Genomic DNA, 13512 nt, shown 5'->3' with positions numbered 1-13512 from the left:
CCGTTATCTACAGCTAAGACCATGATAGAGCAGGCCGGTTCGCCGTTATACTCGGCGTATTGTTTGAGGGCTCTCATGATTTCGTTACCGATTGATGCTGTCGTTCCCGCCTTGCGTGAAGCCTTGTGCCTGCGCCATGAAGCTGTGTTGGAAGCACCACCCGGCGCCGGTAAAACCACACGGGTGCCGCTGGCCCTGCTCAACGAGCCGTGGCTGGCCGGGCAGACCATTCTCATGCTGGAACCCCGTCGGCTGGCAGCCCGTGCCGCCGCCGAGCGACTGGCCAGCGAGTTGGGCGAACAGGTGGGGCAAACGGTCGGTTACCGCATTCGCCTGGACAGCAAGGTAGGCCCCACGACCCGGATTGAAGTCGTGACTGAAGGTATCCTCACTCGCCGCTTGCAAGCTGATCCGGCGCTTGAAGGTGTGGGCTTGCTGATTTTTGACGAGTTTCACGAGCGCAGCCTGGATGCCGACCTGGCCCTGGCGTTGAGTCTTAATGGTCGTGAACTTCTGCGTGATGAGCCACCGCTGAAAATCCTGCTGATGTCGGCGACGCTGGAGGGCGAGCGCCTGTCGAGCCTGCTGGATGATGCCCCGGTGATCAGCAGCGAAGGGCGCATGTACCCGGTCGATATGCGCTGGGGGCGCCCCTTTCAGCCCGGCGAGTTCATCGAGCCACGGGTTGTCGATACGGTGCTGCAGGCCATTGCCGATGAGCCGGGCAGCCTGCTGGTGTTTCTCCCGGGGCAGGCTGAAATCCGTCGCGTGCATCAGGCGTTGCAGGACGCCCTGGGCGAGCGGCCGGAGCTGTTGCTGTGCCCCTTGCATGGTGAGCTGGATCTCAACGCCCAGCGTGCTGCCATCGACGCCGCCCCCCCCGGCCAACGCAAAGTGGTGCTGGCAACCAATATCGCCGAGACTAGCCTGACTATCGATGGCGTACGGGTGGTGGTCGACGCCGGCCTTGCGCGGGTGCCGCGCTTTGACCCGGGCAGCGGTATGACCCGCCTCGACACCCAGCGCATTTCCCGCGCCAGTGCCACACAGCGCGCTGGCCGTGCTGGCCGTCTCGAACCCGGGGTGTGCTACCGGCTGTGGTCGGAAGCTCAGCACGAACAGCTGGCCGCTTACAGTAGCGCCGAAATTCTTCAGGCCGATCTCGCTGGCCTGGCGTTGCAGCTGGCGCGCTGGGGGGTTACCCCGGAACAATTGCGCTGGCTCGACCAGCCCCCTGGCGCGGCGTATGCGCAGGCGCTGGATCTGCTGCAACGCCTGGGTGCCTTCAAGACCGACAGTCAGGACGCCTTGAGTGACCACGGCCAAGCCATGGCCGAATTGCCGGCACACCCGCGCATCGCCCATCTGCTGTTGCGTGGCCAGGACCTGGGCCTGGCCGACATGGCCTGTGACGTCGCTGCGCTGTTGGGGGAGCGCGACATCCTGCGCGGTGCAGGTGCTGACGTGCATAGCCGCCTGGCTTTGCTCAGTGGTGAAACCCGTGCAAGCAAAGGCGGGCAGGGTGGGGTGCAGCGCGCCCGGCAGCTGGCGCGGCAGTATCGCGGCTATATGCGTGGCAAAGCGCGCACGGCGGTTGCCGACCCTGAGCATGATCGCTGGCTGGGCGCATTGCTGGCGCTGGCTTACCCCGACCGGGTTGCCCAGCAACGGCGTGCCGGCGGTGCTGAGTACCGCCTGGCCAATGGGCGTGCGGCGCTGTTTGGCGAGCCCGATGCGCTGATGAAATGTCCGTGGCTGGTGGTGGCCGACCTCGGTAGCCGTCAGGGGCAGCGCGAAGAGCGCATCTACCTGGCTGCCGAGTTTGATCCGGCGTTGTTTGACGGGGTACTGGCCGAACAGGTGCGCAACGTCGACCTCCTCGATTGGGACGAACGTGAAAACGTGTTGCGCGCCGAGCGCCAACGCAAGGTCGGCGAGCTGGTGCTCAGCCGTGAGCCGTTGACCGGGCTGGACGAAGATGCCCGGGGGCGTGCGCTGTTGGGGCTGGTCCGGCGCAAAGGGCTCGAACTGCTCAACTGGACCCCGGAGCTGCGCCAGTGGCAGGCGCGAGTGGCGCTGTTGCGGCAGATTGATCTGGAGGCGGGGGCTGCCAGTGAATGGCCAGACCTGAGTGACAGTGCCTTGATGGCAAGCCTGGAGGGTTGGCTGCAACCCTATCTGGGCAAGGTGACCCGTCTGAGCCATTTTGCGCAGCTCGACCTGTCGTCGATCCTGCGCAACCTGTTGCCCTGGCCGCTGCCCCAGCGCCTGGATGAGTGGGCGCCGGTGCATGTGAGTGTGCCCTCGGGGTCGAACATTCGCCTGGACTACAGTGAGCGGCCACCGGTGCTGGCCGTGCGCATGCAGGAGCTGTTCGGCCTTGCCGATACCCCGCGTATCGCCCAGGGACGCCAGCTGGTGTTGTTGCATCTGTTGTCACCGGCGCGGCGCCCGGTGCAGGTGACTCAGGACCTGGCGAACTTCTGGCGAAGCACTTATGCCGAGGTGAAGAAGGACCTCAAGGGGCGTTACCCGAAGCATTACTGGCCGGATGACCCGCTGGTGGCCGAGGCTACCGCGCGGGCCAAGCCGCGCAAGTAGCCGTCAGGTAGATCAGATGTTGATCCGTTCGATTCGGAACGTGACTTCTTCACCCTCGCCAACCCTCAGGTAGGAGAAGCGAGGGTTGCTCACCGCAGGATCGTGGTGGGTCCGGACCACATGGCCCTGATGATCGCGCCAGCGGCAGATTACGGCGTCGTCACCCCAATGCAGAGGCTCAAGCTTGAAATAGTCTCTAACGCTGGCGTAAGCGTAGAGTCCAAGGTAACCATTGCGACTGATGCCGAGTTTCTTCTCATGGTCGGCGCCGCTGCCGCTGATCATGAAGTGCAGTCGGTCCGATGTTCTTGAGTGGAAGAGAAAACGCAGTACCGTGGCAGGTTGCTCATGCCCGGCAACCAGCCAGTCACTCTGCCCTCCGATCACCTGTCCGTCGCGGTCCTTGAATTCGCTTAGATGGACTGAGCGGGCGTTTTCACCCAGGGGGCTTTCGAGGTCAGCCGTCGAATCAACGATATGGAGTGTGCCGAGAAATACTTCGGCGCGCTCCGCCCAGTTGTTGTCGTTCGTGAAGGTAGTCAATGGAAACTCCTGCGTTTCGGTGGTGAGTTGCCACTTTCACCGAGGGGCAGAAATCAAGGCAGCTTGCAGGGTTTCCAGGGAAGGGCAGGCCCTGCCCGACGCGGGCCGGGCAGTTGATTTGAAACGCTGCATTGGTTACGGCGCTGGTGGCTCCACCGCCGCTTCGCTGACCAGCATGTACAGGCGGAACATCACCACCGTGCTGAACAGCTGCAGGAAGCTGTTACCGCTGTCGATGGCCAGTTGCACCAGCGGCGAGGGCTCAGGCACCAGCATCTGGCTCAGGCCGTCGATCAACCACAAAGGCGCGAGTACGCCGAGTATGCAGGTGAAGATTTTCCAGAAGTTGCCGGAGGTCATCTGGAAGCTTTCACGCATCGCCGCAATCGGTGGCAGGCCACGCAGCACCAGCAGATACTCGGCAAACACCAGGTGGACCATGACCCAGATCCCCGGAATGATGAACAGGGCCGCACCGGCCATGATCAGCAGCGAACTGAGCATCACCATCAGGGCAAACGATGGCCACAGGCGCAATGCCATGGCCAGCAGATTGCGTTTGAGCGGGGTATAACCGTTGCTGCGGGTGTCGAGGTAGAGAATCAGGGCGGCGCTGTACAACGGGTAAAACAGCAGGCTGGCCAACATGCCGTAGCCCTGGGAGGCGTCCTTGCCCAATTGCTGATAGAGCAACTGGGTGAACAGCGCTTCGAGTACCACCAGCGGCAAGCACAGCTGGAGAATGCTCAGCAGGTGGCGTCGGAAGAAATACAGGGAGTCACGCAAAACACTGAGCGGATTCATCGGTCGATATCGTAATGGAAAAAGCAGGGCGTAACTTTAGCCCAGCCAGCCCCTAAGCTGAAGAAAGTTTCATCGCGCCTTGTGTTGAATCCGCGGCCCAGACACCCCATTTTCAGTAAACCCGAATCCCCCGGCTTTTGTATGAGGTTGCCATGAACAGTGAAGAACAAACCCTGATCGACGGCCTGTTTAGCCGGCTCAGGCAAGCTGAAGATCCGGCCGTCCCCCGTGACGCGTCGGCCCAGGCACGGATTGCCGAGCACCTGCAACAACAGCCCGCCGCCCCGTATTACATGGCGCAGGCGATCCTGGTCCAGGAAGCAGCGCTCAAGCGCCTGGACGAGCAGAACAAGCAACTGCAGGCCGAGTTGAAACAAGCCCGGGCGCAAGTGGCTGCAACAACGCCAAGCAACAGTGGTGGTTTTCTATCGAGCATTTTCGGCAGCGGTACCCGTGATCCTCAGCCACAAACGCAAGCGCCTGCCAGCGCGTCGACCGGTGGCGGCTGGCGTGAGCCGTCGCGTGGGTTCAATCAGCCTGGTATTACTCCGCAGCAAGGCTTCAACGCAGCCCCCGCACCAGCGCCAGCGCGCAGCGGTGCCAGCAGTTTCCTCGGTGGTGCTTTGCAGACGGCTGCGGGTGTCGCTGGCGGGGTGATGCTGGCGCAGGGCATCAGCAGCCTGTTCAACCATCAATCGCAACCTGAAGAGGTGGTCGAAGTTATCAAGGAAGAAACGGCACCGGCCAGCGACAACGGTGGCTGGGGCAGTAACGACGAGCAACGCCTGACCGCCGACAACAGTGGCTATGACAATGATCAGGGCGGTTTCATGAACACCGACTACGGCAACGATGACGGTGGTTTTTTCGACGGTGATGACAGCTTCATCTGACCGCGCATACCCGCACCGCCTTCAGGCTGGCATACTGGGCGCCGAAACGGCCCCGGTGTGCGGCGGCCGCCAACCGCGCCGTGGCGCCATGAGGATGAACGGTGAAGAAGATCGCGGTATTCGCCGATGTGCAGAACCTCTATTACACCGTGCGCCAGGCCTATGGCTGTCATTTCAATTATGCCGCGCTGTGGGCCGACATCAGCCAGCATGGGCAGATCGTCGAGGCGGTGGCCTATGCCATCGACCGGGGTGACAGTAAACAGCAGCAGTTTCAGCAGATCCTGCGCAACCTCGGCTTCACGGTCAAACTCAAACCCTATATCCAGCGCAGCGACGGTTCGGCCAAGGGCGACTGGGACGTCGGTATTACCCTGGACGTGATCGACGCGGCGGCCAGGGTCGACGAAGTGGTGCTGGCTTCCGGTGACGGTGATTTTGACTTGCTCCTGGAGCGGGTCATCAGCCGCCACGGTATCGAAGCGGTTGCCTATGGCGTTCCGGGCCTGACGGCCAATTCCCTGATTCGTGCGGCCAGCCGCTATGTGCCGATTGAAGGCGGCTTGCTGCTGCGGCACTAGTTTTTACTGAGGTTCAGTTTTTGGAACGTATTGCTGTCATCGACTTCGAAACCACCGGCATTTCACCAGGTGCCGGCTGCCGGGCCACGGAAGTGGCGGTTGTCATGCTTGAACGGGGGCGTATTGTCGAGCGCTACCAGAGCCTGATGAATGCCGGCTTGCCGGTACCGGCCTTTGTCGCTTCGCTGACCGGTATCACCACCGCCATGCTGCGCAGCGCCCCGCCGATTGCACAGGTCATGAATGAGGTGGCCGAGTTCGTTGGTGATACACCGATGCTGGCGCACAACGCCTCGTTCGACCAGAAGTTCTGGGATTACGAACTGGCGCAGATCGGCCGTAGCCGCAGCCAGCGTTTCGCCTGTTCGATGCTGTTGGCCCGGCGCTTGCTCCCCGCCGCGCCCAACCACAAGCTAGGAACCCTGACCCGTTGGGCCGGCCTGCCGGATACCGGCACAGCGCACCGGGCAATGGCCGATGCCGAGATGGCTGCCAACCTGGCCCAGCATATGGCTGGACGCCTGCGTGAGCAGGGTATCAATGGCGTGTCCCACCAGTTGTTCTGCAGCCTGCAGAAAGTGCCGGCAGCCAAGATTGGCGAGGCGCTCAACGCCTACCGCTAGGCCTTCTTGCCGTTGTGCTCAAGGTGGCCCAGCGGCAAGCGTCGTTGCACTGCGCTGGAGAGGATGATCGAGGTTTTGCTGAAGCCGAACTGGGCGATACGGTTGATCAGCTCTTCAAGTTCGGGCATCGAGCCCACCGCCGCTTGCATGATCACGCACGGATCGCCAGTCACCCGGTGGCACTCGGTGAGTTGCGGGATCTGGGTGAGCGCTTCGTAGGTTTGCTGATTACCGTGGCTGGCCAGGCGCAGTTCTATTACGCACTGGATCGGCAAGCCGACTTTCTCCAGATCGACCTTGGCCTGATAGCCGGTGATCACGCCGCAGGCCTCAAGCTTGGCGACGCGTTCGGCAACCGCCGGTGCCGACAGATTGACCTTGCGCGCAAGCTCTGCGAACGAGGCGCGACCATTTTCCAGCAAGGCGCTGAGCAGCATCCGATCGTATTTGTCCATGGGCTTCCCGAGGCGATTGCTGAATCGAAGGTTTATGGGTGGAAGAACCGTTGTTTCAAAAGTGTACGGTTCTTTTAAACACGTTTTGTAACTTATGTTCAGGTGCACACCTTTTTAAACTACCTCTCCAACTACCCGATTTCGAGTCCCTCATGCCTGCCCCTCGTCGCTTCCCGTTGGTTTTGATCGGCGCCTTCCTCGCGTTGTACCTGGTGTGGGGCTCGACGTACCTGGTGATCCGTATTGGTGTCGAATCCTGGCCACCGCTACTGATGGCGGGCGTGCGCTTCGTGATCGCCGGTACCTTGCTTTACGGCTTCTTGCGCTGGCGTGGGGTGCCGGCACCGACCTGGCCGCAATGGCGTGCCGCCGGCGCGATCGGCGTGCTGTTGCTCAGCTGTGGCAATGGTGGCGTGACCCTGGCCGAGCATGCCGGTGTCGCCTCTGGCGTGGCGGCATTGGCAGTGGCTACCGTTCCGCTGTTCACCCTGTTGTTCGGTTTGTTCTGGGGCCAACGTAACACCCGTCTGGAATGGGCCGGGATCCTCCTCGGGCTGATCGGCATTGCCATGCTCAACCTCGGCTCGAACCTGCAGGCCAGTCCGATGGGGGCGGCGCTGATTCTGTTCGCAGCGGCCTCGTGGGCGTTCGGTTCGGTCTGGAGCAAAAGCCTGCCATTGCCCCAGGGACCGATGGCCAGCGCGGCCGAGATGCTGGTCGGTGGCGGTGCGCTGTTGTTGGGCAGTGCTCTGAGTGGCGAGCGCATGACGCAGATGCCCACCGCTGCCGGATGGGGGGCGTTGGCCTACCTGGTGTTCTTCGGTTCGATCCTGGCGTTCAGCGCCTACATGTACCTGCTCAAGCACGTGCGTCCGGCAGCCGCCACCAGCTATGCCTATGTCAACCCGGCCGTGGCGGTGTTGCTGGGGATCCTTTTTGCGGGCGAGCAGATCGGCTTCGAGGAGTGCGTGGCGATGGCGGTGATCATTGGCGCCGTGGTGCTGATCGGTCTGCCGCAGTGGCGCAAACCCGCGGCGCAAGCCGCCAAGGCACCGGTACCGACCGACGGCGAGCTGTGCAAGTGACTGCGGTTTGTCAGGAAGGCGCCGGCGGAACAAGGTAAACTGCCGCCATTGCTGAATTCCCCTGACGGTATTGCCATGACATTCGCCAAACTTGGCCTGATTGAACCTTTGCTGCGCGCGCTTGAGCGCCTGGACTACAACACCCCGACGCCGGTCCAGGCCCAGGCCATTCCGGCGGTGCTGGCCGGGCGCGACCTGATGGCGGCAGCCCAGACCGGTACCGGCAAGACTGCAGGCTTCGCCTTGCCGCTGTTGCAGCGCCTGACCCTGGAAGGTGCCAAGGTCGCCAGCAACTCGGTGCGAGCTCTGGTGCTGGTGCCTACGCGCGAGCTGGCCGAGCAGGTGCACAACAATATCCGTGAATACGCCGAGCATCTCCCGCTGAGCACCTATGCGGTATACGGCGGGGTCAGTATCAACCCGCAGATGATGAAGCTGCGCAAGGGCATCGACCTGCTGGTGGCCACCCCGGGCCGCTTGCTCGACCTGTTCCGCCAGAACGCGGTGAAGTTCAACCAGCTCCAGGCCCTGGTGCTTGATGAAGCCGACCGCATGCTTGACCTGGGCTTTGCCGAAGAATTGCGGGCTGTGTATGCCGCCTTGCCGGCACGCCGGCAAACCTTGCTGTTCTCGGCAACCTTCTCTGACGAAATTCGCCAGTTGGCTGCACAGACTCTGAATGACCCGTTGAGTATCGAAGTCAGCCCGCGCAACGTGACTGCCAGCACGGTCAAGCAGTGGATTGTGCCGGTGGACAAGAAGCGCAAGCCGGAGCTGTTCAGCCACCTGTTGCGCAAACAACGCTGGAAGCAGGTGCTGGTGTTTGCCAAGACGCGCAACGGTGTCGATCAACTGGTCGAGCGTTTGCGTGGCCAGGGTGTTAACGCCGACGGTATCCATGGTGACAAACCCCAGGCCACCCGCCAGCGTGCACTGGACAGTTTCAAGGCACGCGAGATCCAGATCCTCGTGGCGACCGACGTTGCGGCGCGAGGCCTGGATATCGATGATTTGCCGCTGGTGGTGAACTTTGACCTGCCCATCGTGGCTGAAGATTATATCCACCGTATCGGTCGCACGGGCCGCAAAGGCAACACCGGCGAGGCGATTTCACTGGTGTGCGCCGATGAAGTGCAACTGCTGTCAGCGATCGAGATGTTGACCCGCAAGACCCTGCCGCGTCACGAAGAGCCGGACTTCATTCCTGATCACAAGGTGCCGATGACCGATGCCAGTGGTCAGGTGCTGAAGAAGCCGAAGAAACCGAAAAAGCCCAAGGAAAGCAGCAGCAAGCGCAGCCTGGGGCGCTGGATGGATGGCGGTGAGGCACCTGCGGCTGCACCGGCGGCGAAGCCTGTGCGCAAAGTGCCGACCTTCAATACCGGCCCGCGCAAGCGCAAGCCTTGAGGTTTGGGGCCGCTATGCGGCCCTGTAGGAACTCAACCAGTCCAGCATCCCAAGCCCCGCCTTGCGCCCACTGGCAAAGCACGCCGTCAGCAGATATCCCCCGGTCGGGGCTTCCCAATCAAGCATCTCGCCTGCGCAAAACACGCCAGGCAGTGCCTTGAGCATCAACCGCTGGTCCATCGCTTCGAACATCACCCCACCAGCGCTGCTGATCGCCTCATCCAGCGGGCGAGGGCGCACCAGTTCGATCGGCAGGGTCTTGATCGCCCGGGCCAGCTGCGCGGGGGCGGCGAAGGTCGACGCATCGGTCAGTTCGCGCAGCAGCGCGGCTTTGATGCCATCCAGGCCCAACTGGCTGTGCAGGTGCTTGGCCATCGAGCGTGAACCTCGGGGTTTACTCAGGGCCGCCTCGATGTTTTCCACCGTACGATTGGGCAGCAGGTCGAGCAACACCGTGGCACTACCGGCGCGGTTGATCGTTTCGCGGATCTGCGCCGACCAGGCGTAGACCAGGCTGCCTTCCAGGCCTTGGGTGGTAACAATGCACTCACCCAGGCGGGGAGGTTGCCCGGCCAGGCTCAGGGCGATGTTTTTCAGCGGGGCACCGGCGAACTTGTCCTTGAGCAGGGCGCTCCAGGCCTGCACTTCAAATCCGCTGTTGGCTGCCTGCAGCGGCGCGGTCTGCACGCCTTTATCCACAAGCCACGGCAACCAGGCCGCATCCGAGCCCAGTCGCGCCCAGCTACCGCCGCCCAGCGCCAGCAATGTCGCTGCAGGTGTGAGCGAAAGCTCACCCTGTGGATAAGCCACTCGTAGGCTGCCGTCGGCATTCCAGCCCAGCCATCGGTGCCGGGTGTGGATAACTACCCCGGCATCACGCAAACGCTTGAGCCAGGCACGTAGCAGCGGGGCGGCTTTCATGTCGCGTGGGAAAACCCGGCCAGAACTGCCTACGAATGTCTCGATGCCCAGACCGTGAATCCACTGGCGCAAGGCATCGGCATCGAAGCCTTCAAGCAGACTGGCGATTTCACCGCTGCGCTCGGCATAACGGCTGATGAAGGCCGGGTACGGTTCGGAGTGGGTGATGTTCATGCCGCCGACGCCGGCCAGCAGGAACTTGCGCCCCACCGAGGGCATGGCGTCGTACAGGCTCACCGCAATGCCGGCCTGACTGAGTACTTCAGCGGCCATCAGCCCGGCTGGCCCACCTCCGATAATGGCGACGTGGGGGCGGTTGGCACTGGCGGTGTCGGTCATGGCGGGCTGCAAGCTGGAAAAAAGAGCCGCATTCTACCCCAGCCGGGTCTCGGGAAACACTGATCAAAAAACGAACAGTGCCATCAAGCCCAGGTAAACAAAGGGCTTGGTGGGCTTTCGCAGAGGTTATCCACAGGCAGCTCCACAGTCATTGTGAGTAACCCAGTACCCGACTGGCACTGTGGTGAAGGATGCCGTGACGGCGCGCCAGGGCCTCGCGGTCCTTGCTGTAGCCGCCACCAATAACGCCCACCACCGGGATATCCCGGCCCAGGCACTGGCGCAGCACCAGTTCATCACGCGCCGCCACACCGGCATCGGTCAACTGCAGGTAGCCGAGGGCATCGTCCTTGTGCACGTCGACACCGGCGTCATAGAGCACCAGATCCGGCCGGTACAGCGGCAGCAAATAGTTCAGGGCGTCCTCAACCACCTTCAAGTAGGCCTGGTCGCCCATGCCCCGCGGCAAAGGGATGTCCCAGTCGCTTTGCGCCTTGCGCGCGGGGAAGTTCTGTTCGCAGTGCAGGGACACGGTGATCGCATCTGGTGTGTCGTGCAGAATCCGCGCGGTGCCATCGCCCTGGTGCACGTCGCAGTCGAAGATCAGCACGCGGTGCACCCGGCCGGCGGCCAGCAGGTAATGGCTGATCACCGCGAGGTCATTGAAGATGCAGAAGCCGGCCGGGTGATCGTAGTGGGCGTGGTGGGTACCGCCGGCCAGGTGGCAGGCAATGCCGTGTTCCAGGGCAAGCTCCGCCGCCAGTAATGAACCGCCAACCGCCCGGACTGTGCGGCGCGCCAATGCCTCGCTCCAGGGCAAGCCAAGGCGGCGTTGGTCCTCGCGTGACAGTTCACCGTGCATGTAGCGTTCGATGTAGTCACGGTCATGGGCCAGGGCCAGGATGTCGTTGGGGCAGATCTGCGGGCGGATCAAGGCCTGGTCGGTGGTCAGGCCAGTGTCGATCAGGTGATCGCGCAGCAGCCGGAACTTGTCCATTGGAAAGCGATGGTCGGCGGGAAAGTCCGGGCTGTAGTCGTCGTGGTAGATCAGCGGCAGGGGCATGGCGGGTACTTGAACTGGGCAAGCGTTGATCTTGCCAGTTGCCGTCGCCGTTGCGCTACCTTGTAAGCTGACCGGAGTATCTCTTTACAGGTGAAGTGACAATGCTGGCTTCCTGGACGTTCTGGGCGCTTCTCTCCGCCGTATTCGCCGCGCTGACGGCCATTTTCGCCAAGGTGGGCATCAGCGGCATCAATTCCGACTTTGCCACCCTGTTGCGCACCGTGGTGGTGTTGGTCAGCCTGGCACTGATTCTCTACGCCACCGGTCAGTACCAGTCGCTGAGCTCGATCTCCCCACGCAGCTACGTTTTTCTGGTGCTGTCGGGGTTGGCCACAGGTGCTTCCTGGATTTGCTACTTCCGCGCCCTGCAACTGGGCCAGGCATCGCAGGTTGCGCCTGTGGATAAACTTAGCGTGGTGCTTGTCGCCGTGCTCGGGGTTACCTTGCTCGGCGAAAAGCTCGACCTGCGTCAGTGGGCGGGTATCAGTCTGGTCACTCTGGGCGTAGTGATGCTGGCATGGCGCTGACGGTCAAAACCGGCCGTGTGCGTACGCTGTTCAGCGCAGGCGCCTGCAGGGCCTGCCGGCCATAGAAAAGCAGCGCGGTCAGCCAGGTGCTGAACCAGACGAAGATCCCAGCCCAGAACGTGTGTGACATGTAGTGCCACCCCTGCAGGACACGGGTGGTGCCATAGACGAAGCCCAGCAGCAGGATTGCTACCAGCAGCTTGCGTGCATGCGGCCAGCGATGGCGCAGCGCGACAAAGTACAGGGCCAGCAAGGTAAAGCCGCTGGAGGCATGGCCGCCGGGCCAGCAACGGCCGTCACCGGCCTTGCTGAACCAGGTGAAATTTTCGTACCACTCACTGTGCAATTGCGGGCCACCGTACAGGGTGGTTTCCACCGGGCAATACACGCTGGTGTGGCTCTTGAGGTAGTGAATCACGGTGGTGCACAGGGCGAAGGCGACGACCACGAAGAGCAAGTCGCGGCGATGGTGCGAGGTAAAGCGCAGTACCGGGGCAATCCGTGCTTTTTCCAGAAAGCGCACTGGGGCGGTATGCGTGTGTCCCGCCAGGCGTGGCCAGACAAACGACAGCAGTGAGCCGATGATTGCCGCTTCACCGGTCCAGTTCGGCAGCACCCGTGGCCATTTGTGCGTGACCTTCTCGAACCATTGGTCGTGCAACAGCGGGAACTGGCCGCTGACCGGATCGAGCAGCAGATTGCTGATCCATTGATCAAGCCGGGTCAGGTCGAACAGGAGGAAGACCATGGCTGCGAGCAGCAACGGCAGGCCCAGGTTGTTCAGGTAGAACCGCGTGCGTGAACGCTGTTGCATACTCAGTTCCTTGTGCTGGCCAGCAGCTTTTGCCACGCGGGAGCATTCATCTGGCCGAGGATTCTCGGTTTGCCATTGGTGCCGACAGACACGAACAAGGCACTGGCGTAGGCGCTGGAGCGCTCACCACCAGGCACATTCAATTGCCGCTCGAGTTGGTCGATACAGCCGCTGTGGGTAACGAGCACGAGATTCTGGTCGGACGTTTTGTGCGTCAATGCAGAGGTGGTGAAATTTTTATCGCACTGCTGAACCCACTCCTCGCTGGCAATTGCTTTGCCGAACATGAAGTGGGCGGTTTGACGGGTTCTGACTTCAGGGCTGCTCAGCAGGCTGGCATTGCCCAGTCCGAGGCTCTGCAAGCCATCACCAACCCCTTTGGCCACCAGGCTACCGGCAGTGGTAATACCGGCAGGATCATTCAGGCACGGGCTGCGCGAACGGTCACAGCGCTCGGCATGACGTACCAGGACAATTACTGCGCCTTTTGCCCATTCGCTGTACACACCACTGCGATTCATCTGGTTATCGCTACCTAGGTCCACGACCTGAGTCCTCGTTGCTACCCATGTGGTAATACTTGCCAGTGCGCCAAGCAGGCACAGGCCAATAAACACTGATCTGGCCGAGGGCAGGTTTCGTCGCCGGGTAGGCGTCGCCAGGACCACCTTTTCTATCGAGCTGTTGAACATACGGTTACTCCACAACGTTGAGCCAGGCCGGGTGGCTGTCGACAGAGCAGGCACCACAAACGTGCCAGCACTCTAAAAGGGCGGCTGTGGTGAGCAGGTGAAGTGGTTGTGAAAAAAACCTTTCAGACGTGGCTCACGATTGGTCGGGGCGTGGCACTCTTTTT

General features: G+C 62.0%; 14 protein-coding genes. 7 read left to right on the top strand and 7 right to left on the bottom strand.

Annotated features, from left to right (window positions below; genetic code table 11):
* The first annotated feature begins 75 nt into the window (after positions 1-75).
* Positions 76-2601: an ATP-dependent helicase HrpB gene (gene hrpB / locus DM813_RS08935; protein WP_128323060.1), complete on the top strand. Its 2526-nt coding sequence runs from the start codon at positions 76-78 to the stop codon at positions 2599-2601.
* A gap of 12 nt (positions 2602-2613) precedes the next feature.
* On the opposite strand, the gene DM813_RS08930 is transcribed toward hrpB, so the two are convergent.
* Both DM813_RS08930 and DM813_RS08925 read right to left on the bottom strand, forming a co-directional pair.
* Positions 2614-3144, bottom strand: coding sequence for a hypothetical protein (locus DM813_RS08930; RefSeq protein ID WP_128323059.1), 531 nt, complete (start codon positions 3142-3144; stop codon positions 2614-2616).
* 135 nt (positions 3145-3279) lie between these two features.
* Entirely contained in the window at positions 3280-3948 is a 669-nt protein-coding gene (locus DM813_RS08925; RefSeq protein ID WP_128323058.1) for a hypothetical protein, read from the bottom strand.
* Positions 3949-4100: 152 nt separating this feature from the next.
* Here DM813_RS08925 and DM813_RS08920 point away from each other — a divergent pair, with 152 nt between their 5' ends.
* The 3 genes from DM813_RS08920 (at position 4101) to DM813_RS08910 (ending at position 6045) form a co-directional block, all read left to right on the top strand.
* Complete coding sequence (locus DM813_RS08920; RefSeq protein ID WP_128323057.1) at positions 4101-4841, top strand: DUF2076 domain-containing protein; 741 nt, start codon at positions 4101-4103, stop codon at positions 4839-4841.
* 101 nt (positions 4842-4942) lie between these two features.
* Complete coding sequence (locus DM813_RS08915) at positions 4943-5422, top strand: NYN domain-containing protein (RefSeq protein ID WP_045182683.1); 480 nt, start codon at positions 4943-4945, stop codon at positions 5420-5422.
* A 20-nt stretch (positions 5423-5442) separates the two neighbouring features.
* Positions 5443-6045: a 3'-5' exonuclease gene (locus DM813_RS08910; protein ID WP_128323056.1), complete on the top strand. Its 603-nt coding sequence runs from the start codon at positions 5443-5445 to the stop codon at positions 6043-6045.
* Here DM813_RS08910 and DM813_RS08905 read toward each other — a convergent pair.
* A complete protein-coding gene (locus DM813_RS08905) occupies positions 6042-6500 on the bottom strand; it encodes an Lrp/AsnC family transcriptional regulator (protein ID WP_128323055.1) in 459 nt (152 codons plus the stop codon). The genes DM813_RS08910 and DM813_RS08905 overlap by 4 nt on opposite strands.
* A 152-nt stretch (positions 6501-6652) precedes the next feature.
* Between DM813_RS08905 and yedA the strand changes: the two genes are divergently transcribed.
* Complete coding sequence (gene yedA, locus DM813_RS08900; RefSeq protein WP_128323054.1) at positions 6653-7585, top strand: drug/metabolite exporter YedA; 933 nt, start codon at positions 6653-6655, stop codon at positions 7583-7585.
* Between the two features lie 75 nt (positions 7586-7660).
* Positions 7661-8992, top strand: coding sequence for a DEAD/DEAH box helicase (locus DM813_RS08895; protein ID WP_128323053.1), 1332 nt, complete (start codon positions 7661-7663; stop codon positions 8990-8992).
* Positions 8993-9004: 12 nt separating this feature from the next.
* Here DM813_RS08895 and DM813_RS08890 read toward each other — a convergent pair whose 3' ends face one another.
* Positions 9005-10252: a TIGR03862 family flavoprotein gene (locus DM813_RS08890; protein WP_128323052.1), complete on the bottom strand. Its 1248-nt coding sequence runs from the start codon at positions 10250-10252 to the stop codon at positions 9005-9007.
* 148 nt (positions 10253-10400) lie between these two features.
* On the bottom strand, positions 10401-11315 hold the full coding sequence (locus DM813_RS08885; protein WP_128323051.1) for a histone deacetylase family protein: 915 nt from the start codon (positions 11313-11315) through the stop codon (positions 10401-10403).
* 101 nt (positions 11316-11416) lie between these two features.
* Between DM813_RS08885 and DM813_RS08880 the strand changes: the two genes are divergently transcribed.
* Positions 11417-11842 carry an EamA family transporter gene (locus DM813_RS08880; RefSeq protein WP_128323050.1) on the top strand — a complete coding sequence of 142 codons (426 nt, stop codon included), beginning with the start codon at positions 11417-11419 and terminating at the stop codon, positions 11840-11842.
* Here the strand turns inward: DM813_RS08880 and DM813_RS08875 are convergent.
* Positions 11808-12656 carry a phosphatase PAP2 family protein gene (locus DM813_RS08875; protein WP_128323049.1) on the bottom strand — a complete coding sequence of 283 codons (849 nt, stop codon included), beginning with the start codon at positions 12654-12656 and terminating at the stop codon, positions 11808-11810. The genes DM813_RS08880 and DM813_RS08875 overlap by 35 nt on opposite strands.
* Before the next feature lie 2 nt (positions 12657-12658).
* Positions 12659-13348: a histidine phosphatase family protein gene (locus tag DM813_RS08870; protein ID WP_431311941.1), complete on the bottom strand. Its 690-nt coding sequence runs from the start codon at positions 13346-13348 to the stop codon at positions 12659-12661.
* Between the last annotated feature and the right edge of the window lie 164 nt (positions 13349-13512).

The sequence above is a fragment of the Pseudomonas alkylphenolica genome, from assembly GCF_004025535.1.
GTDB lineage: Bacteria > Pseudomonadota > Gammaproteobacteria > Pseudomonadales > Pseudomonadaceae > Aquipseudomonas > Aquipseudomonas alkylphenolica_A.
The sequence above is the reverse complement of the archived record's forward strand: the minus strand, read 5'-3'. Positions and strand labels throughout refer to the sequence as shown.